We start from the raw sequence: 21743 nt of genomic DNA on the forward strand, positions 1-21743 counted from the left end.
ATGACCACCCAGCAGACCGCCGTATTGATTATCGAAGACAATGACGATATCCGGGAAGGAACCAGGGAGATTCTCGAACTGACCGGATACCGCGTGTATACCGCATCCGAGGGGAAGACTGGTGTAGATATGGCGATAAAGCATCGTCCTGACGTCATATTGTGCGATATTATGATGCCGGAATTGGATGGTTACGGGGTGTTGTATATGCTTTCGAGGCATCGGGATACGGCGGCTATCCCGTTTATTTTCCTTACTGCCAAAGCCGAACGTGCTGATATGCGGAAGGCGATGGAAATGGGAGCGGATGATTACCTGACCAAGCCGTTTGATGAGGTGGAACTGCTTAACGCCATCGATACCCGCTTAAAGAAACGGAAACAGCTTGATGGCGTCGAGCGTGGGCGGCGAAGCGCCCACCTGAGCGATGAAGAACAGGAGGTGCTGCTGAAGGAGTTGGTACAACACGCAAGGGTGAAATCATACCGAAAAAAGCAAACGGTTTACGAAGAGGGCGACAATCCACTATATGTTTATTACATCAGAAAGGGAAAGGTACGGCGATTCCTGAATTACCCGGATGGACGCGAATTGTCTACGGACATCCATGTGCCCGACTCGTTTTTCGGCTACGGTGCAGTATTGCTACAACAACCATATACCGACAACGCCGAAGCCCTGGAAGACACTGAATTGGCGCTGGTTGAAAAGGAGAATTTTTTTGAATTGCTGTACCGCAAACCTGGCATAGCCAATAAGTTTATCGCATGGCTCTCGGGCAATATCCGCGGAAAGCAAACCCAGTTGCTGGCTTTTGCCTATGATTCCGTTCGCAAGCGGGTAGCGAATGCGCTTGTCCATGTGGCCGAAAAAACATTAGATTCGGCTGTGAGCGATGAATGCGTCATCCGGATATCACGCGATGATTTGGCTTCGCTGGCGGGTACCGCCAATGAAACCATCAGCCGCATGTTGTCCGACTTCAAAGACGAACGGCTGATTGCCAAGGAAGGGAATGCCATCCGGATTTTATCCATCCACCGGCTCCGGAATATCAAACAGTAATCCGAAGCCTTATATCTCAGGAAGTTATTTCAGACACCGGAAGTGACCACTGTCACCTTTTGCATTGATCCTGCGCATCGCCAAGGTAACGTCGCGACTGTACCTTTGGACGGAAATGAACGTATGGATGAGAGCAATTGCTTACAGTATAAAAGACCAAGAAAAGGAGTGCCTGGTGCTGGCCAATGGCAAAAAACATGACCTGACGCTGATTTCAAACGAACTGAACAGGCATACGGTGTCGTACGCACGAGGCAAAGAAGTAGTCATCGTATCGGTTTACGATATCCTGGACACCGAACTGTTGTGGGAGCTCAAAAATGCAGGCGTCCGGAAAATCATCACCCGGTCCAAGACCACCACGCATATCGACCTCGCGCAGGCTACGCGGCTAGGCCTGAAGGTTGCCAATGCGCCTGGTGAAGACCAATCCACCTGCAGCATCGCCCGGCAGACCATCCGTAATCTCAATGCATGGGAAGCGGGTAAGTGTGTGGGCAAGGCCTGTTGCTGCCAGAACGTATGTGCGCCATGAAGAAAAACAAGCTTGACGAATGGATAAAGCGTTATGGTATAGCCGCACCGCGCTATACCAGCTATCCCACGGTGCCTCATTGGGATACGCAGACGTGGGATGCCAGCCAATGGCGTGCGCATGTACGGGAAAGGTTCGGGCATACCATGGGCCAAGGCATCAGCCTTTATGTACACCTGCCGTTCTGCGAAACGCTATGCACGTATTGCGGCTGCAATACATCCATCACGAAAAACCATGGCGTGGAAGCGCCTTATGTCGATACCGTGCTGGCCGAATGGAAGCTGTATCGCCGGCTCTTTCCGGCAGCGTCCGTGCCCGTCAGCGAACTCCATCTGGGGGGAGGCACGCCCACGTTCTTTGCCCCGGAACAGCTGGGCCGATTGGTCGCCGGATTGATGGATGGTGCACATCAAGTGGCGGGGGGTGCGTTTTCGTTCGAGGCTCATCCGGCAAATACCACAGCCGGGCACTTGCAGGTGCTTTTTGACGCTGGCTTCCGCCGGTTGAGCCTTGGTATACAGGACTTTAATCCCGAAGTACAGCGGCTTATTAACCGCAGGCAGACGGAAGCTGATGTTTTGCGTGTAATGGCCGATGCCCGCCGTATTGGCTACACCTCGGTGAATTTTGATCTGATTTACGGGCTTCCGTCGCAGACACCGGCACGCCTGCTTTCAACGGTAGAAAAGGCGTTGGTGATGAAACCGGACCGCATCTCCTTCTATAGCTACGCGCATGTGCCGTGGATGAAACCGGGGCAGCGCCGGTATACGGAGGCCGATTTGCCTAAAGGCAGGGACAAACTCCTCCTATATCAATTGGGCAAGGCACGTATTACACAGGCGGGTTACCAGGAGGTGGGCATGGATCATTTTGCGCTTCCCCACGATGCTTTGTGCGAAGCGGCTAAAGGCGGTTGGTTACACCGTAACTTTATGGGGTATACCGATCGGTATACGCCCCTGCTGATAGGCCTCGGCGTATCGTCCATCAGCGATTCATGGACGGCATTTGCGCAGAATGCCAAATCGCTTGAAGCCTACCGGGCAATGGTGGATGCCGGTCAGCTTCCCGTATGCAAGGGACACGTGCTTTCCGGAGCTGATCTGGCCGTGCGCCAATATATACTGGATATGATGTGCCGGGGCGGCACTGTATTGAAAGTGCCCGGTGAACAGTCGTCGGCCATCCTGCACCGGCTGGCACCGTTGCTGGATGACGGGCTGGTAACGTGGGATGGCGCGCGGGTAAGGGTAACAAGTCAGGGAAAGGCCTTTTTGCGCACAGTATGCATGGCATTTGATGAGCGCCTGCATGAGAAGCAGCATGCTCAACCGACATTCAGCAACGCGTTATGATTGTTTCCACGGCTCAAACATGTTTCCACTGCGGCGATGCGGTGTCTGGCACGGCCTATGAAACCGATGGACATGTTTTCTGCTGCCTGGGCTGCCAGAGCGTATACCGCTTGCTCAGCAGCAACCAGATGCAGCAGTACTATCGGTATGACAACCATCCCGGCCGGAAGCGGATGGGTGTGGCGGAGCGTTACGAGTACCTCGACGAACCGGCTATTGCGGGGCAGCTTATCGATTTTAAGGATGATGCACTTACCGTTTTTACCTGTTATATTCCGGCAATCCATTGCAGTGCGTGTATCTGGTTACTGGAACATTTGTACAAGCTGCATCCTGCCGTGGTATCCTCGCGGTGCGACTTCATGAAGAAGCAGGCCGTTATCACATTCAGACACGGAGGGCTGTCGTTGCGGGCACTGGTGGAATTGCTGGCCGAAGTGGGTTATGAGCCCAGCATTACGTTACAGGATGTCATCAAAGCAGGGCGCAGGTTTTCCCAGCGTGGACTGGTGGCCAAGATTGCCGTGGCGGGATTCTGCTTCGGCAATTCCATGATGCTCAGCTTCCCGGAGTACTTCGGTATGGCGGCATTTGAAGCGCATTATTCGGCGTTTTTCCGATGGATGAATTTAGGTTTCGCATTGCCGGTATTGCTGTACAGTGGTAGAGGTTATTTCCGTTCAGCTTGGCAAAGCCTCAGGCAGCAACGGCTGAATCTCGATGTGCCGCTGGCGTTGGGTATTCTGGTACTGTTCATGCGGACGGCCTGGGAGGTCGCCTCCGCTACGGGGCCGGGATTTGCCGACACGCTTTGCGGACTGGTTTTTTTTCTGCTAGTTGGCCGGTGGGTCCAGCAGCGTACCTACCACCACCTGTCGTTTGAACGTGATTACCGGTCGTACTTCCCCGTAGCCGTGATGCGTCTTGGAGCCGACGGGGCACACCCCGTGCCCATTGCCGACATCGGGATAGGCGACCGACTGCTTATCCGCAGCAATGAGATTGTACCTGCAGACGCCATACTGCTGAACGGGGACGCCACGATTGATTTTAGCTTCGTGACCGGCGAATCCGAGCCCGTAAAAAAGGCGGCTGGGGAAATCATCTATGCGGGAGGGCGGCAACTGGAGGGAGCTGTGGAGGTAGAAGTGGTTAAGGCTGTCTCGCAAAGTCACCTCACCCGGTTGTGGAACAATGAGGCGTCAAAGCCGTACGAGCGGCGTTTTCGGACGTTCAGCAATACCGTGAGCCGCTATTTCACGGTGGTGCTGCTCTCCATCGCGTTCCTGGCAATGGGTTATTGGTTGGTCTATGGCGATGCTGCCAAAGCCTGGGGAGCATTTACGGCGGTGCTAATTATTGCTTGTCCGTGTGCGCTGGCTTTGAGCAGCCCCTTCACTTTGTCCACCGCTTTAAGCGTGTTTGACAAAAATCGCTTTTACATCAAGAATACCGCCGCCATCGAGCAACTTGCAGCGGTAGATTGCCTCGTATTTGACAAGACCGGTACCATCTCATCACCTGCGGCATCCCAGATGCGGTTTAATGGGGAACTGGACGCCGGGGAGCCTGCCATGGTGGCTGCGGTGTGCAGGAACTCGACCCATCCGCTAAGCCGCGCGATTGTCCGCTGGGTGGACAGCCGTGAGCTGCCGCATGTCAGCCGCTTCCGCGAAGTCAGCGGTAAAGGCGTCGAAGCGCTGGTAGACGGCCGTCAGGTATGCGTGGGAAGTGCCGTATTCATCGGGGCGGCGGCCTCCGCCGGCGGCGACCGCGGAAGCACCGCATATGTTTCGATAGACGGCGCTGTCAAAGGTTGCTTTTCCGTAGAACAGCCGTGGCGGGAAGGATTGGCAGCTACGCTTCATGCACTGGCCGGCCGTTATCAGCTACACTTGGTTTCCGGTGACAATGACAGGGATCAAGCGATACTGCGTTCTATTTTTCCGGAATGGGCAAGCCTGCAGTTCGGTAAACTACCGGTGGAGAAACTGGAATATGTTCATGCTTTGCAGCAGCAAGGGCATGCCGTGTGCATGATAGGTGACGGTCTGAACGATGCCGGCGCGTTAAAACAGGCTGATTTGGGCATCGCCGTAAGCGATGATATCAATAGTTTTTCGCCGGGTTGCGACGCCATACTCGATGGGCAGTCGTTTACCAAAGTGCCCCGCTTTTTGCGCTTTGCCAAAGATACGGTGCGGGTTATCCACATGAGTTTCGGTATATCGCTGGCCTATAACCTGGTGGGACTGGGGTTTGCGGTAACGGGCATGATGTCGCCTCTGTTTGCTGCCGTGCTGATGCCGATGAGTACGGTAACCATTATCGGTTTTACCACATTAGCTACCCGCGTCTATGCCGCGAAAAACCAATTGACGACCACACAATCATGAGCGTAATCTTCTTCTTGATAGGCTGTAGTGTGTTCATCGCCCTGATTTTTCTGGGAGCGTTTTTTTGGGCCAACAAGACAGGTCAGCACGAGGATACATATACGCCATCTGTCCGCATCCTGTTTGAAGACGAAGCAGCGGAAGCAGATTCTTCAGAAAAATAGGATTCGCGCGAGATCTTCCCATTCTTCTTCCAACGTCAGCGCCGGTCGGCTACGGCCGGCTCGGCGATACCAGTAATCGGCATTCCACAGGTCTCCTTCTTTGCGGTGCAGGTAGGCATGTATGTGGGCCGATTGCTTATCATCTAGGTCGTTAATGAGGTCATGTGCCTTCTCCCATTCTCCTTTGGCATCATACCACAACGCTTCTTGCTGTACGGTGAGGCCGATAGGAGGTGCAGGCTGTTGGAGTGATGATTTGAAAGCCGAAATATCCATGCCCCAAAAATACATATTTTGATTAAACCCACCCCGACCCCCGGCCCCCGGCCCCGATCACTCATCCCCGACCACCGACCCCCAACCACCGACCCCCGATCACCGACCCCCGATCACCGACCACCCACCCCTCCCACCAAAAATGACCACGATTACTTTTATTCCCAATCACGGTCACTCGCCTGACATTGCGATGACGGTAACTTTACTGCCGGAAAAATAAATCAACTATAGTAAATGCAGCTAACTAAATTCAATTACGACAACAAAATTGTCAGGGATTTCGGTATCGCTACCGTGGTATGGGGCATCATCGGGATGTCCGTGGGATTACTGGTCGCTGTCCAGCTGATATGGCCGTTCATGAATTTCGACCTGCAATACACCACCTTTGGCAGGGTACGGCCGTTGCACACTAATGCAGTCATCTTTGCGTTCGTAGGCAACGCGATTTTCATGGGGGTATACTACTCCTTGCAGCGCCTGCTGAAAGCGCGGATGTACAGTGACCTGCTGAGCCGGATACATTTCTGGGGCTGGCAGCTCATTATCCTTGCCGCGGCTATCACATTGCCGTTGGGGCTGACAACTTCGCATGAGTATGCCGAGCTGGAATGGCCCATAGACATCGGAATCACCGTCATCTGGGTGGTTTTCGGCATTAACATGTTCGGAACCATCATCAATCGGCGCGAGCGGCACATGTATGTGGCCATCTGGTTTTACATCGCCACCTTCGTGACCGTGGCGGTATTGCACATTGTCAATTCCGTGCAGTTGCCCGTGTCGATGTGGAAAAGCTACTACCTTTATGCGGGTGTGCAGGATGCTTTGGTGCAGTGGTGGTATGGGCACAACGCCGTGGCATTTTTCCTGACTACGCCTTACCTGGGTATGATGTACTATTTCCTGCCCAAGATGGCTAACCGGCCGATTTATTCTTACAAGTTGAGCATTCTGCACTTTTGGTCGCTGATCTTCATTTATATCTGGGCCGGACCGCACCACCTGTTGTACACTTCACTGCCGGAATGGGTGCAGTCGCTCGGCGTGGTGTTTTCGGTAATGCTTATCGCTCCCAGCTGGGGAGGCATGATCAATGGGCTGCTCACGCTGCGCGGGGCTTGGGACAAGGTGCGTACGGAGCCGACGTTGAAGTTCATGGTGGTGGCGCTGACCGCGTATGGCATGGCTACATTTGAAGGGCCCATGCTTTCGCTTAAACAGGTGAATGCGATTGCTCACTTCACAGACTGGATTGTGGCGCACGTACATGTAGGAGCCCTGGGCTGGAATGGTTTTATGACATTCAGTATTTTGTACTGGCTTGTGCCACGTATTTATAAAACCGAGTTGTATTCAAAGAAACTCGCCTCGGTACATTTTTGGATCGGAACATTGGGGATTTTGTTTTACGCCGTCCCGATGTACTGGGCGGCGGTGGTACAGGGGCTGATGTGGAAGGAATTCACTCCAGAAGGTGTGCTGAAATATCCTAACTTTCTGGCAACAACGTTGCAGATTATCCCCATGCACGTGCTTAGGGCCGTAGGAGGTGCCTTGTACCTCGCCGGCGCCTTTTTGATGACCTACAACTTGGTGAAAACCATGCGTAAGGGGCGGCTGTTGGCTAATGAACCCGCGGAAGCACCGGAACTTATGCCGGTGGTGATGAACGAACGTTCGCGACACAGGCGCCTGGAGCGCAAGCCTGTCCTGTTCATGGTAGTCGCACTGATTACCATCCTGATAGGAGGGATGGTGCAGATGATGCCTACGTTTATGATATCGTCAAACGTGCCTACCATCTCCAGCGTGAAGCCCTATACGGCACTGGAACTCCAAGGGCGAGACCTCTATATCCGTGAAGGATGTGTTAACTGCCATTCGCAAACTGTACGGCCGTTCCGGTCGGAGACGGCACGTTACGGGGAATACAGCAAGGCGGGCGAGTTCGTTTACGACCATCCTTTTCTTTGGGGGTCAAAACGGACAGGGCCCGATCTGCACCGCATCGGCAAGAAGTATCCCAATAAATGGCATTTCGACCATATGCTCGACCCGACCATCACCTCGCCGGGCAGTATCATGCCCCCATACCCGTGGCTCGCCGAGCAGCCGCTGGATACAACCACCACCAAGGCCAAATTGAACGCTATGCGCCTGTTGGGAGTGCCCTATTCTGACGAAGACGTAAACGACGCGAATGAAAACCTTTGGCGGCAGGCTGAGGCGATTGCGGCAGACCTTGGCAGCCAGGGGGTAACCGTGCGGCCAGATAAGGAAATCATCGCACTCATTGCGTATCTACAGCGGCTGGGCACAGACATCAAGACACAGGAAGCACCTGCGGTGACAATAACAAATTAACGTTCTAACGGAACAAATCATGTTTAAGCAAATAACGGATTTAAGCGGCGATGAATGGTACCTCATCGTGTCGCTTTGGATTTTCCTGATTTTCTTCATTACTATGGCCATTACGTTGCTACGGATGCGGAAGGATGATGTAAACTATATGAAAAACAGGCCGCTGGATGACAATGATGTTGCCGGCTCTGAAGCAAAATACCAAATTGAACAACCATGAAATCACTATTCCTTCAACTAAGTGTCGACGATACGCTCATTATCGTCCTGATGTTGGTTATGGCCGTGGTGCTTGCCGCAGCAGCGGTGGTACTGCGCGCCGTGCGGATGATGATACGCCTCACGATGCCACACGTACTTGATGTTGAACAAACTGCAAGAATGCAGGCGAAGAGCCGCCGGGCATTGGCGATTCGTGCCTGGTGGAATAAGTTAATGGGACTTCGGCCTATAGCTGAAGAGAAGGATTTGGTTATCGACCATGCCTATGATGGCATCACCGAACTGGACAACCCCGTGCCCGCCTGGTTCAACGGGCTTTTTTATGCTTCGGTCGTTTTCGCAGCCGTGTACCTGTGCATCTATCACGTATTCGGATGGGGCCCCAACCAACAGGAGGAATATGCGCGTGAAATGGCTAAAGCCGAAAAAGCGCGGCAGGAGTGGCTGGCCCAGGCAGCCAATAACGTGGATGAGAACTCGGTTGGGGTTGACCTACGCCCGGAAATTATCGCCGCCGGGCAGGCTGTATTTTCCCAGAATTGCTCCGCATGTCACGGCGTGGCGGGTGAAGGCGGAATCGGCCCGAACCTGACCGACCGGTATTGGCTGCACGGCGGTGAGATAAGCGATATTTTCAAGGTAGTTAAGTATGGGGTACTTGATAAAGGCATGGTTCCCTGGGAGCAGAGTCTGACCCCCGCGCAGATCGCGGAGGTCAGCAATTATATAGTAAGCCTGCGAGATACCCATCCGCCGAATGCGAAAGCACCCCAGGGAGAAGAAGTGCAGTACGAAGCGGCTGAAGCGACCATACAGCAGCTTTAGCTATACAATAGCTACTGATGGAGGGAATCAAAGGCACCTGATGGAAGGGATGACGACGAAACGCCAATGGATATATGCTAAAAAGCCGGGCGGCAGACTGTACCATTACCGCCAATGGGTAGGCTACACACTGCTCCTTTTCTTATTCGCCGGCCCGCTGGTGCGTGTGCATGGAGAGCCGCTCCTGCTTTTTAATGTAGTGGATAGGAAGTTTGTGCTATTCGGTAGCGTATTCTGGCCGCAGGATCTGCACATTTTCGTGTTCGGTATGCTCGTTGCCATGGTCTGCGTGGTGCTGTTTACTGTGGTATACGGGCGTATCTGGTGCGGATGGGCTTGCCCGCAGACAATTTTTATGGAGCTTGTTTTCAGGCGGATAGAATATTGGGTTGAAGGAGATTGGAAGCGGCAAAAGCGGCTGAACGCGGCGGTTCGCGACACCGGTTGGTACCTGAAGAAGGTAGCAAAACACGCGATTTTCTTTGTGATTTCATTCCTTATTTCCAATGTGTTCCTGGCATATATCATCGGTACGGAACGGTTGTGGCAAATTGTTACCGAGCCAGTAGGCCTGCACCTCGGAGGGCTGATAGCCATTATCGTTTTTACGTTGGTGTTCTATACGGTGTTTGCTTTCGTGCGCGAAATCGTCTGCACGACGGTATGTCCTTATGGGCGTCTTCAGGGCGTACTGCTCGATGATAAAAGCATCACCGTGGCTTACCACCATCGGAGGGGCGAACCTCGCGGGCACCGCAAACAGGGTTCCCGGCAGACAGGGGGTGACTGCATTGATTGCGGTTTATGCGTGCACGTGTGTCCAACGGGTATCGATATCCGCGATGGCATTCAATTGGAATGCGTAAACTGCACGGCTTGCATCGATGCCTGCGACGCCGTGATGAAAAAAATCGGTCGACCGGAACGCCTCATTGGATTCTATACCACGGCTGAGATAACCGGGGAAAAAAGGAGCAAACCCGGCAATGCACGTGCCATCGCGTACAGCATGGTGCTGGCCGCGCTGCTCGCCGTATTCGGGTGGCTGCTGTTCAGCCGCAGCGAAGTGGAGGGAGCTCTGCTACGGGCCAGCGGAAGTACCTACCAGCTGCGTGATGATGGTACGGTAAGTAATTTATATAGTCTCGAACTCATCAATAAAACACATCGTGAAATGTCCTTTGAGCTGACGGCTGGCAATCGGCACTTTTCCATTCAGCGGGTGAACCCGGTTAATGTGATCCCGGCGGGCGGAACGGTACAGCTGAGTTTCTTTTTGGTAGCTGAGCAGCGGGATATTACCTCATACAAGACTAAGGTTAACGTATGTGTATTGGTGGACGGTCAGGCGTTAGAAACCATGAAGACCACTTTTGTAGCTCCCACCGGGGGGAGGGATTAAATAAAATAGAACGGATATGGACTGGGGAACAAAGATAGTGATGGCGCTGGCTCTTTTCATGATAATGATAATGTCGTTCGGCGTTTATATGTTAAGGCATGATACGGATTCGCTGGTCGCGCCGGATTACTATGAGCGAGGATTAAAGTACGACAGCCTGCAAAGGGTAAGCCAGCCCTTAACGGCGGCGGATACATTAATGCGGTTAAAACGATGAACTTCCTGGCGCTGGCTTTTTTCATGGGATTGTTGGGCAGCCTTCACTGTGCAGCCATGTGCGGGCCGCTGGTGCTGGCGTTGCCGATGGCAGGTAGGTCAAAGGCTATGGCACTTGCTAACAAAATGGTCTATCAAATTGGCCGGATCACGGTATACGGTGCGCTGGGGCTGGCGGTCGGGTTGGCAGGTAACCTGGTTGCGTTAAAAGGATGGCAGCAATACATCAGCCTGCTGATTGGGCTGGTACTTTTGGCGCTGGCATTGCTCCAATTGGCGGGCGCGCGTTATTTCGGCATAGCCAAGCGGCAAATGGCGCTGGTTGCGCCGCTAATCCGGAAGATGGGCTATTGGTTACACCAACCGGGGGGAAATTTCATCGCAGGGGTTTGTAATGGGTTTCTGCCGTGCGGCATGGTATACATGGCTTTAATGGCTGCATTCAATGCAGATTCTGTTCTGAACGCCACGCTTTTTATGCTGCTTTTTGGCCTGGGAACACTTCCGATGATGACAGCCGTGGCCATAACCGGCTCCCGTGTGAAACGGCTGGTTTGTGTTAACATTGCTAAATGGATGCCCGTTATCTTACTCATCATGGGCGTGTGGTTCCTCCTGCGTGGCGCTAACTGGGATATCCCTTATTTAAGCCCGTTATTGTATCCGGAAGGCGTGGCCAATTGCCGGTAAACGAAAGGTAATTATAGCTTAAAAATGGAGAAGGAATTAATTTTTATGGTTATGGTTATGGAAGGCTACGAGGGCGGGCTGGTGGCAATAGAGGGCAATAGTAGCTTTCGGAGACGATATGGAAATATTAGCGCAGGATATCAGCGCTAAAGTACTGGGGTACTTTAAACAGCCGTATACGGGTACCATCGTGATCCGTGAGTTTAAAGATACGGTAATCCAGGTGCAGCGATAAATGCGGATTACTTCCATCCACCGCCGAGTGCCCTGTAGAGCGAAACTTTGGCTACCAACTGCTGTTGTTTGATGCGCACCAAGTCCAATTCACTGGTTAATGCGTTGCTTTGGGCCGTGATAACTTCCAGGTAGGTGGCTTCTCCGCTTTTAAAGAGCAAGTTGGCATTTTTAACACCCAACTGGGCGGTTGCGACGCGCTGCTCGGCTATGGTATATTGTTCATTGAGCTTGTTTATCATGACCAGAGCATTACTCACTTCATGCGCGGCTTCCATAACGGTCTGCTGGAATGCAATCTCGGCTTTGTCGCGCTCAAGCTTTGCTATCTCGTGCTGCGTTTTGAGTCGCCTGCGATTAAAGATGGGCTGCGTGGCACTACTGATGAGGCCGCCAAACAGCGCACCAGGAATGTTGAACCAGTTGTGCGGGAGCATGGCGTTGAGCCCCCCGGTTGCATCAATGGTAAGCGAGGGGTAACGGTACGCCTGTGCAACGCCGACTTCAGCATTGGCGGCCCGCAAAGCCTGTTCGGCTTGCCGTACATCGGGCCTGTTGGTCAGCAGCTGCAGTGGCACGCCGGTGTCATAGCTGTCCTGCATGCGCCAATCCATCAGTGCGGATGAACGGTAAACGCTGTCGGGCATTGCTCCGGTTAAGGCCATCAGTGCATTTTCCTGAATAGCGATTTCCTGTTCTAACTCAGGGATAAGCGACGCGGCTACCAGTTTTTGTGATTCTGTTTGCTGCAAGGCCAATGAGCTTACTTCCCCGGCATCGCGTTGTAGCTTTACAATCTGAAGCGTACTGTCGTTGAGCCTCAAATTCCGTTGGGCCACCTCTAACTGTGCATCCAGCATCAATAGGTTGTAATAACCCTCAGCTATGGCCGCTACCAACTGGGTTTGGATGGCTTTCCGCGCTTCGAAGCTCTGCAGGTACTCGGCCAACGCTCGTTCGTTCTGCCTGCGCATCCGTCCCCAGATATCCATTTCCCAGCTTAAGCTGATGGACGATAGGTATTGCGATTGATACATATATAGCTGTTCCGGCGGTTCCCCGTGCCCTCCTCGCTCATACCAGCCGGACGAGGGGGAAGCAAAGAAGTCGCGCGACCGCCATTGGTGATTGGTACCGCCTAACTGTGTGTTGATCTCCGGGAAGAAAGCGGCCTTGGATTGCTTAAGCGTTTGATGGGCAATCTCGATGTTCTTCAAAGCAGCCTGCATGTCATAGTTATTAGCGATGGCACTGTCGATGAGCGTCATCAGCATCCGATCCGTAAAAAAATCGGACCAGGGGATGACTGCGATATTCGCGGTGTCTATTGTTGAATCCGGTCGTTTCGATGTGCCGCGGAACGTATCGGCGAGTGCTGTGGCAGGCCGGGTATAGTCGCGCCCCACTTTGCAGGATGATATTGTTAGGCATACTGCCATGCAGGAAAATAGAAATTGCCTGAAATAGTTCATGCTCAGTCTTCTTCTTTGGTAGACAATCTGTTTTTTAGCGTTTCGTCCAATTTTTTGAAAATCAAGTATAGTATCGGAATTGCAAACAGGCCGAATATTACACCGGCAAGCATGCCTCCTGCAGCCCCGAAACTGATGGAATGATTACCTTGGGCAGACGGGCCTGCCGTCCACATCAACGGAACCAGACCGGCAACGAACGCAAGGGACGTCATCAGAATAGGCCGCAGGCGCATGCGTGCGCCTGCCAATGCCGACTCATGGATGCTCATCCCTGCACGGCGCCGTTGCGCGGCGAATTCCACGATGAGTATGGCATTTTTGGCTAATAGGCCGATTAACATGATGAGACCAACCTGTACATAGATGTTGTTTTCCAGTCCCACCACGTTAATCACCGAGTATACGCCAATCAGGCCAACCGGTACGGACAGCATGACAGCAAGCGGCAGGATATAACTTTCGTATTGGGCCGCGAGCAAAAAATAAACAAAGATGATACTTAGCGCAAAAATTAACGCGGTTTCATTACCGGATTGCCGTTCTTCCAGACTCATCCCCGTCCATTCATAGCTGTAATTACCGGGAAGGTGCTCGGCCGCCACAGCCTCCATGGCTTCCATGGCTTCCCCCGTACTGTAGCCTTCGGCGGGTGTAGCATTGATGGCAATGGCGTTATAAAGATTGTAACGGTTTACAATTTCGGGACCCATCACCTTTTTAAGTTTGACGATGGTATTGACCGGTACCATTTCGCCACGATTGTTACGTACAAAAATGGAATTAAAAGATTCAGGTTCTGCCCTGTATTTAAAATCGGCCTGCATAAAAAGACGGTATTGGCGCCCGAACCGGTTGAAATCGCTGACCATCACCCGTCCGTAATACCCTTGTATGGTGCGCATCATATCTTGGATACTCACACCCAGAGCTTTGGCTTTTATCGGGTCGATTTCCAAGAGGTATTGGGGGAAATTGGCATTGAAAGTCGTGTTTGCCGAGGCTATCTCCGGTCTTTTTTCCAGTTCGCGCATAAACGTATCGGCCACCATGCCGAAGTCCCACATAGAGCCGCCCATGCGGTCCTGCAGCACAAATTCGAGTCCGGAGAAATCGCCAAATCCTTGTATGGTAGGTCGAGGGAATACGCTGAACGAGGCTTCGGTGATTTGGGAGAGATCCTGCCTGATAGTGTCCATAATTGCGTTGATATTCCGGATTTTCCCCCTTTCCGCGATTGGCTTCAGATTAATGTAGCCCACAGCGAATGCAGAACTTGCGCTCGCATCTATGGCATTATAGCCAGACACGGTGGTCATCCCGGCGATAGCTTCACGGTTCTTCAGTATGCTGTCGGCTTTGGCCAGGGCTGCATTCGTGCGTGAAAGTGATGCCCCTGGGGGCATTGCAAGGGAATAGGTGATGAAGCTATCATCTTCTGTTGGAATGAAGCTCGACGGTGTGCGGTTCATTAACCATACGCCTGCCACAACGACCAAGGCGACACTGGCAATGGCAAGACCTTTACGACCCGCCAAAAGGCGCAAAGCGGCGACGTACCTATCTGTGAAAACAGCAAATGCAGTGTTGAATGCCGTAAAAAGGCGACGTTGCAACGGTACGCGTTCTTTGGGTCCGGAAGGGACAGGCGCCTCAGCCGCCGGTTCATGGCGGGGTTTCTTAAGCAACAATGCACAAAGTGCGGGTGTGAGCGTCAGTGCGTTCAGGGCTGAAATGAGAATGGCTGTTGCCAGCGTGTAGGCAAATTGCTGAAAGAATACCCCGGCAGGCCCTCCCATAAAACCGACCGGAAAGAACACGGCCGCCATCACCAGCGTGATGGAGATGATGGCGCCGGTAATTTCTCCCATGGCCGCATGTGTGGCCTTGCGCGGCCCCAGATTTGTGGCATGCATTTTTTGGTGGACAGCTTCCACCACCACTATCGCATCATCCACCACAATACCGATAGCCAATACCAAAGCGAACATGGTAAGCACATTAATGGAAAAACCGAACAGCTGAAGGAAGAAAAATGTGCCTACTAGCGAAACCGGAATGGCAATAGCAGGAATCAATGTGGAGCGGAAGTCCTGTAAAAAGATAAAGACAATAATAAACACCAACAGAAAGGCCTCGAAAATGGTGTGTTGTACCTGTTGGATGGATTCATCGATTTGGTTACGGACACTATACGATATTTCGTATTGCACGCCGTCGGGAAAATCCTGCGCGAGGCGTTCGAGCACGTCGCGTATCTGGAGATCAATCTCGCGTGCGTTTGAACCGCTGGTCTGGAGGATATTGAGGGTGAGCCCTGGATAACCGTTCACCTTGTTGTCGCTTCCAAGGTTGGTGGCGCCCAGTTCCGTACGGGCAATGTCCCGGAGATAAAGCACGGAACCATCGTCATTGGTTTTAATGACAATCTGTTCGAACTCCTCGGGCAGCGTAAAACGGCCTTTGTGGCGGAGGATGGTTTCAAATGCTTCGTCAGAGGTTTCTCCGAATTTTCCCGGCGCAATCTCAAAGTTCTGATCTCGGATAGCATCCCGCACATCTTGCGGAACCAAGCCATATACGGCCATTTTTTCGGGGTTCAGCCAGGTACGTATGGAGTAGTCCCGTGCGCCTACACGCCGCACCTCGCCCACGCCGTCTACGCGTGCAAGTTCACGCATCAGGTTAATTTGTGCATAAGCTTGCAAAAATGTCTCATCATACAGCGTGTCTGGGTGGGTACTGAAGATGTTGATGGTCATAATGATTCCGCTCTGCCGTGGCTCTACGGTGATGCCCGATTCAATGACTTCGGGCGGAATACGGGACGTTGCCTTGGAAACGCGGGTTTGCACATTTACAGAAGCCTGATTGGGGTCGGTTCCGGTTTTGAAGAACACGGTAATGTTACCCGATCCCGAGTTGGTGGCGGATGAACGGATATAGGTCATGTCAGGAACCCCATTGATGGCTTCCTCAATGGGCAAGAGCACGGCGCCTGCCACCGTCTCGGCGTTGGCGCCGGGGTAGGAAGTGGAGACGGTTACACTGGGGGGCGCGATATCTGGAAATCGCGTGATCGGTAGTTGCCACATGGACACCAGTCCTAAGATCACCAGCAAAGTGGAAATCACAGTGGCCAATACCGGCCTATTGATGAATGTTTGGAGCATAGTATGTTTATTCTTTAAGCGCATAATAGCGGTAGCAGGGCGAACCGCCATATTGCACAGTGCTGATCACGAAAAGAAAGTGAAATGCTTATTCCGCTAACGCGATCCGGGATGTATTCAACGGTTTAACTTCCATGCCATCGGCCAGTCTGTCAAGGCCCGAGAGTACAATCCGGTCGCCGGGGCCGACACCGTTTTGTACAATATATTGGTCGCCGGCTTTTCCGGTGACCTGTATAGCTTGCCGTTTTACCTTGTTGTCTGGCGTAAGTTTAAAAACAAAGATTTTATCCTGTAATTCCGTGGTGGCAATCTGCGGGACGGTTAAGACTCCCTGTTGCCGTTCTTCCATCTTGATGGTTCCGGTGTTGCCCGAACGGAGAACGTTGTCGCTGTTGGGGAAAGTAGCCCGCAGACTGATGGCGCCTGTGGTGCGGTTTACCTGCCCGTTGATCGCGTCGATGACGCCTTTTTCTGGATATTCGGCGCCATCAGCCATGATAAGTGTGACGTTTGGAATCATGGGGGGTGTCCGGGACGAATCGGTTACCGCGGTGTCCTGCCGTCCGTATTTTTTTCTGAAGTACAAGAAATCGGATTCGCTCATGGCAAAGTATACATAGACTTCACTGATGTCGGAAAGTTCAGTCAGTGGGTCACTTTTACTTACTAAATTACCTATCCGTTTTGGGATACGGCCGATAAAGCCGCTTACCGGGGCTTTGATGGTGGTGAATTCCAGGTTGATCCGGGCGCTGGCCACTGCGGCGGAAGCTTGGGCCAGAGACGCTTTTGCCACATCATAATCCGACATGGCTGTACGGAGCCGAACATCTGAGATAACGTCATGCTCAACCAATGGCTTCAGCCGGTCGACTTCGAGCTTAGCGTTTTCCAACTTGGCTTTTTCTACATTTTCATTCGCCAATGCATTGTTAAGCTGTTCTTGATAAGGCTGTGGATTTATCCGGAAGAGCTTCTGCCCGGCATTCACAAAGGCGCCTTCATCTACATAGATTTCTTCCAGAATGCCCTCAACTTGTGGACGAATCTCTACATTGACCTTGCCTTCAATGGTACCCAAATAATCTTTTACGGTAGTGGCCGTGGTAGTATCTATACGCTGAACGGGTAGGGCAACAGCGTTATTCTTGTTGTCATTTGTTTGGGATGAACCACTCGAACAGCTAAAAAATGTGATCAATAAAAATGATAATAAAGCGATGATTATGAGGGTTTTGGTATTCATTCTTATGGACGTGTTCATAGCTTTTCATTTAACGTTACGCGCATGTACGCTTGTTTGTTTCGTAATAATGTATCTCTTGGTTTTGATTGTACACACGTGATTAAAGAAGGTCAGAATGTGTGCCAATGCCAAAAAACTTTATTGGCGGTGTGATGTTATTGATTCGAAATGGAGTTGATTTACCACATATACCGCGAGCAAAGTCCGATTATAGCTGTAGCGCTGCATGATGGCCATACTCTTGCATCGCCGCTGTTTGATTATATGCATTTGCAAGAGCATGAACGTTTCCGGGAAGAGGATCCCTATACGGCATACATGGCTGATTTGCCGGTCAGTAAAATCATCGTCGAGACGTCGAGGTTTCAGACCGATTTGAACCGCAGGCGTGAGCATGCGGTTTATCGGAAGCCCGAAGACGCTTGGGGACTAAAGGTATGGCAACCTGCATTGCCGGAAATCATGGTGAACCAGTTGTTGGAGGGCTATGATCAATTTTATAGCGAAGTTTCTAAATTGTTTCAATGGACAATTCTGGCATTCGGGAAATTTGTGGTGCTGGATATCCATAGCTACAACCATCGCCGATACGATCCGTCGGAATGTGATCCGATTGGTGAGTGCCCGGAGATCAATATCGGAACGGTACATAACCATGGTGCCTGGAAGGCTTTTGGCCACCGCATGGTCCGCTATTTATCGCACCATACGATTTCAGGGAGTTTCCCTGATGTGCGGGAAAATATTAAATTCGGAGGCGGCGCGTTTTCAGAATGGGTTAACCGGAATTTTGGCAAATACGGGTGCGTACTGTCCCTGGAATTCAAAAAAACATTCATGGATGAATGGGCGGGCCGCGTGGACATTAATCACCTTCAGGATATCCAGTATGCGCTTAAGGGATCAATTCCTTTTTTGTTGGATATGCTCGACATGCAAAGTAAAGCCGTTTCTTATTCATGATAACCGCCGATATCAAAAAATATACCGCCCGTATAGTGGATAAACTGGTGAAAAACCATCCGCTGCACCTGGTCCTGCCCAGCGGTGGCGAGCTCCATATCGATAGGCCGGTTCCCTATTTGTTGGTGTATCGTATTCCGCCCCATGGGGAAGATGCCTTTACGAGCGCGCTGGGGAAAACAGAATCCGCTTATCTGGTGGCGCCCGACACGGCCGAAACCCCGGTCACCCCGGTTACAAGGGCGATAGCGAGCACCATGGCCGATAAGTTCGGCGGTTTTATGTTGCTGGAGGTCTGGTTGTCTGATCGGGTGGATGCACCGGCTTTTACCATCCATATCAGCCAGAAAAGTGCACTTGCCGTAGCGGAGAAAATGCAAGCCGAATTGCAACGTATTCAAATACACCAGGCGCAGGCTATCGAAACGAAGCTGGAGAAAGGCAAACGTATCCCTTCTCCGCCTTATTACGATGGGATTTTTGACGCCGAGGAGGCGCGCCAAAGCGAAATTATCGTCATTGGCTTGGAAATAGCGCCAATCTATATCAACCAGCAAACGGGCAAGCCATACCCATTGTTTTTAAGGGAATTGCGCGAAGGGTTTGTGAAGGCATTGCGGAAAAGCTTCTTCGAGTTTGTGCGGGTGAAGACATCCTATAGTGCGGCACATTTTGAGATGCTGGGCACAACCGAATTGCACGAACTGGTATGGGATATTGACAATAAATTAGCGGAATACAGTAACCAATTTGATTTCCTGCTGCTGGTCACCCCGATAAATGCGCAGGAAGCTTGGCAACAGTTTTCAAAAAGCAAATTCCGGAAAAATCCGGTATTCCACTATCGTCCCATGCCGATAGATCCCGAACTGATCAAGCGGAAACTATATAACTTGCCTATTGAAGATATTTCCGATCCCACCATCGCATATCTTTTCAGGGATAAGCGTAAAGAAATAGACCGCATGCTCAACATGTTGGGCGAACGGGAGAAGGCCGACTTTCTGTACAGCAGCCAGCAGCTCTTCGGCATCATTGATGAGCATCTTTTGGAGATTGCACGGGCCATATTGGTTGCCGCTCCGCCCCAACCATCACCGGCGGCTAAAGAAATGCTCGACGCTGCAACCTTTGCCGGGATGGCGAAAATGGAGCTGGAATATTTAAAAAAGCAATACGCAGCGGTATCTACCGCTGTACGGGTGCGCGACGATGTGGAGGGCGTGATGGTTTCAAGGGGCACGCTCAATATCAGTAGCCGTTATAGCATTTCCAAAGATCGGGCGTTTTCCCTGCTTCAGCATGAGGTGGGCACACATGTAGTTACTTATTATAACGGTATGGCACAGCCTTTTAAGCTTTTCTATGTGGGCGTGCCGGGCTATGAGCAGTTGCAGGAAGGACTGGCCGTACTTAGCGAATACATGACGGGCGGACTGACTAACCAGCGGATGCGTATCCTCGCTGCGCGGGTGGTCGCTGTCCACCACATGCTCGCGGGAAATTCGTTTGTGGATACGTTTGACCTCCTGACCAGCAAATATGCGTTCGGATCGGACACAGCATTCCACATTGCGATGCGTGTCTATCGGGGTGGCGGACTTACCAAAGATGCGGTATACTTAAAGGGACTATTGAACGTGATTGAATACATTAAACAAGGCAAGGATATTTCGCAGTTGTTGATTGGTAAAATCCGGCAAGACTATCTCCCCATCATTGAAGAACTGACACATAGGCGCTTATTGAAGCCCCTGACTCTTCGGCCAAAATTTCTGGAAAAGCCCTATATCGATAAAATAGCGGAAATCAAAAAGGCCGGAACCGTATTTAAGATGCTTAAATAACCGTATATATATGACCATAACTTTTGTTGTCAACCAAGTAGGTAAGGAGTCCGCTGGATATACAACCACAGCACTTGCATTGGAAGCTCATAAGCGGGGCCACACCGTTTATTATGTAGGAGTAGGAGATCTGGTATACCTGTCAGATGGCAGGTTGGGCGGGCATTGCCGTAGGGTGCCTGGGCGTGAATTCCGTTCGTTGCATACGTTTTTGGATGCGGTGCTGGAAACCGAGAAAAAGCTCGTCAGCTCCGATAAGTGGGATGTGTTGTGGTTACGGAACGATCCGGCGGCTGATATGGAAAAACGCCCGTGGGCGCAGGACGCCGGCATGCTGTTTGGCCAACTGGCCAGCCAGCAGGGGATAACGGTGCTGAATAGTCCGGAGGGGTTAATAAAGGCATCAAACAAAATGTACTTACAGTATTTTCCTGAATCGGTGAGGCCACGGACCGTAATAACGCGTAATATGGCCGATGTGGAAGCCTTCTACCGCGAGCAGAACCATCGGATTATCCTTAAACCCTTAAAGGGATCGGGTGGAAAAAACGTTTTTTTGATTGATAAAAAAGACGATAAAAACCGTAAGCAGATCGTTGAAGCGATTTGCCGGGATGGCTTTGCCATAGCACAGGAATACCTGCCCGCTGCGAAAAAGGGCGATGTTCGTTTGTTTTTGATGGATGGTGAACCGCTGATGAGGAACGGGAAGGTGGCGGCCATACAACGTGTGCAGCAAGCCGGGGAAATCCGCAGCAACATTCATCAGGGAGGGAAAGCCAAGCCCGCTGGTATGACCACCGAAATCGAAACAATTGTAGATGCCGTAGGGCCGTTGTTGCGGCAAGACGGAATGTTTTTGGTGGGATTGGATATTGTGGGAGATAAACTGATGGAAATCAATGTGTTCAGTCCTGGTGGACTAATCCATGCCAGCGAGTTCCATGGCGTGGATTTTATGGAGGAGGTGATCACGGCAATGGAGCGTAAGGTGGATAAGAACAGATAGTTTCAACAGCAGGCCGGATTAGTTAATTCACTCATGTCTTTCCGTTGGCATGGGCGGGCCGGCACCTTGCCCATACCATAGCTCCCGAAATGTTAAAATTTTGGCATAACCCGTCAAAAAAGAATATCTTAGCCCCTCATGATTCTAAACGTGATGGGAATGAACCGTATTGTAAAAAGACTTTGTTATTTGCTTTTTTGCTGTTTACAAACCATATCTTCTTTTGCTCAGCAAGACACCGTCAGCATCAATACCGTTGTTGAAAAAACGCAAA

Annotated in this window: 18 protein-coding genes; 14 read left to right on the plus strand and 4 right to left on the minus strand. The window is 51.6% G+C overall.

Features of this window, described 5'->3' with window-relative positions:
• The 5 genes from BM030_RS02210 (at position 1) to ccoS (ending at position 5521) form a co-directional block, all read left to right on the plus strand.
• Positions 1 to 1065 (plus strand): response regulator, encoded by a 1065-nt coding sequence (locus BM030_RS02210; RefSeq protein WP_090970587.1) that lies wholly within the window; start codon positions 1 to 3, stop codon positions 1063 to 1065.
• Positions 1066 to 1192: 127 nt separating this feature from the next.
• A complete protein-coding gene (locus tag BM030_RS02215) occupies positions 1193 to 1600 on the plus strand; it encodes a Rossmann-fold NAD(P)-binding domain-containing protein (protein WP_090971019.1) in 408 nt (135 codons plus the stop codon).
• The gene (gene hemN / locus BM030_RS02220; protein ID WP_090970589.1) at positions 1597 to 2961 is read left to right on the plus strand and encodes an oxygen-independent coproporphyrinogen III oxidase; all 1365 of its coding nucleotides are present in this window, start codon (positions 1597 to 1599) and stop codon (positions 2959 to 2961) included. The genes BM030_RS02215 and hemN overlap by 4 nt, the downstream gene beginning before the upstream one ends.
• Entirely contained in the window at positions 2958 to 5357 is a 2400-nt protein-coding gene (locus BM030_RS02225) for a heavy metal translocating P-type ATPase (RefSeq protein ID WP_090970591.1), read from the plus strand. Before hemN ends, BM030_RS02225 begins: the two co-directional genes overlap by 4 nt.
• The gene (ccoS, locus tag BM030_RS02230) at positions 5354 to 5521 is read left to right on the plus strand and encodes a cbb3-type cytochrome oxidase assembly protein CcoS (protein ID WP_090970594.1); all 168 of its coding nucleotides are present in this window, start codon (positions 5354 to 5356) and stop codon (positions 5519 to 5521) included. Before BM030_RS02225 ends, ccoS begins: the two co-directional genes overlap by 4 nt.
• Here ccoS and BM030_RS02235 read toward each other — a convergent pair.
• Entirely contained in the window at positions 5510 to 5797 is a 288-nt protein-coding gene (locus BM030_RS02235) for a hypothetical protein (protein WP_090971021.1), read from the minus strand. The two genes, ccoS and BM030_RS02235, sit on opposite strands and share 12 nt — an antisense overlap.
• 237 nt (positions 5798 to 6034) lie before the next feature.
• Here BM030_RS02235 and ccoN point away from each other — a divergent pair, with 237 nt between their 5' ends.
• Genes ccoN through BM030_RS02265 form a run of 6 tightly spaced genes read left to right on the plus strand, consistent with a single transcriptional unit; the run spans position 6035 to position 11522 of the window.
• Positions 6035 to 8167 carry a cytochrome-c oxidase, cbb3-type subunit I gene (ccoN, locus tag BM030_RS02240; RefSeq protein ID WP_090970596.1) on the plus strand — a complete coding sequence of 711 codons (2133 nt, stop codon included), beginning with the start codon at positions 6035 to 6037 and terminating at the stop codon, positions 8165 to 8167.
• Positions 8168 to 8186: 19 nt separating this feature from the next.
• Complete coding sequence (locus tag BM030_RS02245) at positions 8187 to 8387, plus strand: hypothetical protein (protein ID WP_090970598.1); 201 nt, start codon at positions 8187 to 8189, stop codon at positions 8385 to 8387.
• A complete protein-coding gene (locus BM030_RS02250) occupies positions 8384 to 9214 on the plus strand; it encodes a cbb3-type cytochrome c oxidase N-terminal domain-containing protein (protein ID WP_090970600.1) in 831 nt (276 codons plus the stop codon). Before BM030_RS02245 ends, BM030_RS02250 begins: the two co-directional genes overlap by 4 nt.
• Positions 9147 to 10616 (plus strand): cytochrome c oxidase accessory protein CcoG, encoded by a 1470-nt coding sequence (gene ccoG / locus BM030_RS02255; RefSeq protein ID WP_244518612.1) that lies wholly within the window; start codon positions 9147 to 9149, stop codon positions 10614 to 10616. The genes BM030_RS02250 and ccoG overlap by 68 nt, the downstream gene beginning before the upstream one ends.
• Before the next feature lie 16 nt (positions 10617 to 10632).
• Positions 10633 to 10833 (plus strand): FixH family protein, encoded by a 201-nt coding sequence (locus BM030_RS02260; protein WP_090970604.1) that lies wholly within the window; start codon positions 10633 to 10635, stop codon positions 10831 to 10833.
• Positions 10830 to 11522, plus strand: coding sequence for a sulfite exporter TauE/SafE family protein (locus tag BM030_RS02265; protein ID WP_090970606.1), 693 nt, complete (start codon positions 10830 to 10832; stop codon positions 11520 to 11522). The genes BM030_RS02260 and BM030_RS02265 overlap by 4 nt, the downstream gene beginning before the upstream one ends.
• Positions 11523 to 11764: 242 nt before the next feature.
• Here the strand turns inward: BM030_RS02265 and BM030_RS02270 are convergent, their stop codons facing one another.
• The 3 genes from BM030_RS02270 to BM030_RS02280 all read right to left on the minus strand — a co-directional run bounded on the left by BM030_RS02270 (position 11765) and on the right by BM030_RS02280 (position 17668).
• A complete protein-coding gene (locus tag BM030_RS02270; RefSeq protein WP_244518613.1) occupies positions 11765 to 13195 on the minus strand; it encodes an efflux transporter outer membrane subunit in 1431 nt (476 codons plus the stop codon).
• A gap of 35 nt (positions 13196 to 13230) precedes the next feature.
• Positions 13231 to 16401, minus strand: coding sequence for an efflux RND transporter permease subunit (locus BM030_RS02275; protein ID WP_090971023.1), 3171 nt, complete (start codon positions 16399 to 16401; stop codon positions 13231 to 13233).
• 88 nt (positions 16402 to 16489) lie between these two features.
• Positions 16490 to 17668: an efflux RND transporter periplasmic adaptor subunit gene (locus tag BM030_RS02280; protein ID WP_090970611.1), complete on the minus strand. Its 1179-nt coding sequence runs from the start codon at positions 17666 to 17668 to the stop codon at positions 16490 to 16492.
• A 150-nt stretch (positions 17669 to 17818) separates the two neighbouring features.
• On the opposite strand from BM030_RS02280, the gene BM030_RS02285 reads away from it, so the two are divergent.
• From BM030_RS02285 to BM030_RS02295, 3 genes are read left to right on the plus strand one after another with little or no spacing between them, the layout of a single operon-like run.
• Positions 17819 to 18613: an N-formylglutamate amidohydrolase gene (locus tag BM030_RS02285; RefSeq protein ID WP_090970613.1), complete on the plus strand. Its 795-nt coding sequence runs from the start codon at positions 17819 to 17821 to the stop codon at positions 18611 to 18613.
• The gene (locus tag BM030_RS02290) at positions 18610 to 20460 is read left to right on the plus strand and encodes a flavohemoglobin expression-modulating QEGLA motif protein (RefSeq protein WP_090970615.1); all 1851 of its coding nucleotides are present in this window, start codon (positions 18610 to 18612) and stop codon (positions 20458 to 20460) included. Before BM030_RS02285 ends, BM030_RS02290 begins: the two co-directional genes overlap by 4 nt.
• Before the next feature lie 10 nt (positions 20461 to 20470).
• Positions 20471 to 21469 (plus strand): ATP-grasp domain-containing protein, encoded by a 999-nt coding sequence (locus BM030_RS02295; protein WP_090970617.1) that lies wholly within the window; start codon positions 20471 to 20473, stop codon positions 21467 to 21469.
• Positions 21470 to 21743 lie beyond the last annotated feature (274 nt).

Origin of the sequence: Parapedobacter composti (genome assembly GCF_900112315.1) — a bacterium.
In the GTDB taxonomy this organism is placed as follows: domain Bacteria; phylum Bacteroidota; class Bacteroidia; order Sphingobacteriales; family Sphingobacteriaceae; genus Parapedobacter; species Parapedobacter composti.

Excerpts from the sequence above, each read along its gene's own strand:
- BM030_RS02210 (WP_090970587.1), top strand. The coding sequence starts at position 1 with ATGACCACCCAGCAGACCGCCGTATTGATTATCGAAGACAATGACGAT.
- BM030_RS02215 (WP_090971019.1), top strand. The coding sequence starts at position 1,193 with ATGAGAGCAATTGCTTACAGTATAAAAGACCAAGAAAAGGAGTGCCTG.
- hemN (WP_090970589.1), top strand. The coding sequence starts at position 1,597 with ATGAAGAAAAACAAGCTTGACGAATGGATAAAGCGTTATGGTATAGCC.
- BM030_RS02225 (WP_090970591.1), top strand. The coding sequence starts at position 2,958 with ATGATTGTTTCCACGGCTCAAACATGTTTCCACTGCGGCGATGCGGTG.
- ccoS (WP_090970594.1), top strand. The coding sequence starts at position 5,354 with ATGAGCGTAATCTTCTTCTTGATAGGCTGTAGTGTGTTCATCGCCCTG.
- BM030_RS02235 (WP_090971021.1), bottom strand. The coding sequence starts at position 5,797 with ATGGATATTTCGGCTTTCAAATCATCACTCCAACAGCCTGCACCTCCT.
- ccoN (WP_090970596.1), top strand. The coding sequence starts at position 6,035 with ATGCAGCTAACTAAATTCAATTACGACAACAAAATTGTCAGGGATTTC.
- BM030_RS02245 (WP_090970598.1), top strand. The coding sequence starts at position 8,187 with ATGTTTAAGCAAATAACGGATTTAAGCGGCGATGAATGGTACCTCATC.
- BM030_RS02250 (WP_090970600.1), top strand. The coding sequence starts at position 8,384 with ATGAAATCACTATTCCTTCAACTAAGTGTCGACGATACGCTCATTATC.
- ccoG (WP_244518612.1), top strand. The coding sequence starts at position 9,147 with ATGCGAAAGCACCCCAGGGAGAAGAAGTGCAGTACGAAGCGGCTGAAG.
- BM030_RS02260 (WP_090970604.1), top strand. The coding sequence starts at position 10,633 with ATGGACTGGGGAACAAAGATAGTGATGGCGCTGGCTCTTTTCATGATA.
- BM030_RS02265 (WP_090970606.1), top strand. The coding sequence starts at position 10,830 with ATGAACTTCCTGGCGCTGGCTTTTTTCATGGGATTGTTGGGCAGCCTT.
- BM030_RS02270 (WP_244518613.1), bottom strand. The coding sequence starts at position 13,195 with ATGGCAGTATGCCTAACAATATCATCCTGCAAAGTGGGGCGCGACTAT.
- BM030_RS02275 (WP_090971023.1), bottom strand. The coding sequence starts at position 16,401 with ATGCTCCAAACATTCATCAATAGGCCGGTATTGGCCACTGTGATTTCC.
- BM030_RS02280 (WP_090970611.1), bottom strand. The coding sequence starts at position 17,668 with ATGAACACGTCCATAAGAATGAATACCAAAACCCTCATAATCATCGCT.
- BM030_RS02285 (WP_090970613.1), top strand. The coding sequence starts at position 17,819 with ATGGAGTTGATTTACCACATATACCGCGAGCAAAGTCCGATTATAGCT.
- BM030_RS02290 (WP_090970615.1), top strand. The coding sequence starts at position 18,610 with ATGATAACCGCCGATATCAAAAAATATACCGCCCGTATAGTGGATAAA.
- BM030_RS02295 (WP_090970617.1), top strand. The coding sequence starts at position 20,471 with ATGACCATAACTTTTGTTGTCAACCAAGTAGGTAAGGAGTCCGCTGGA.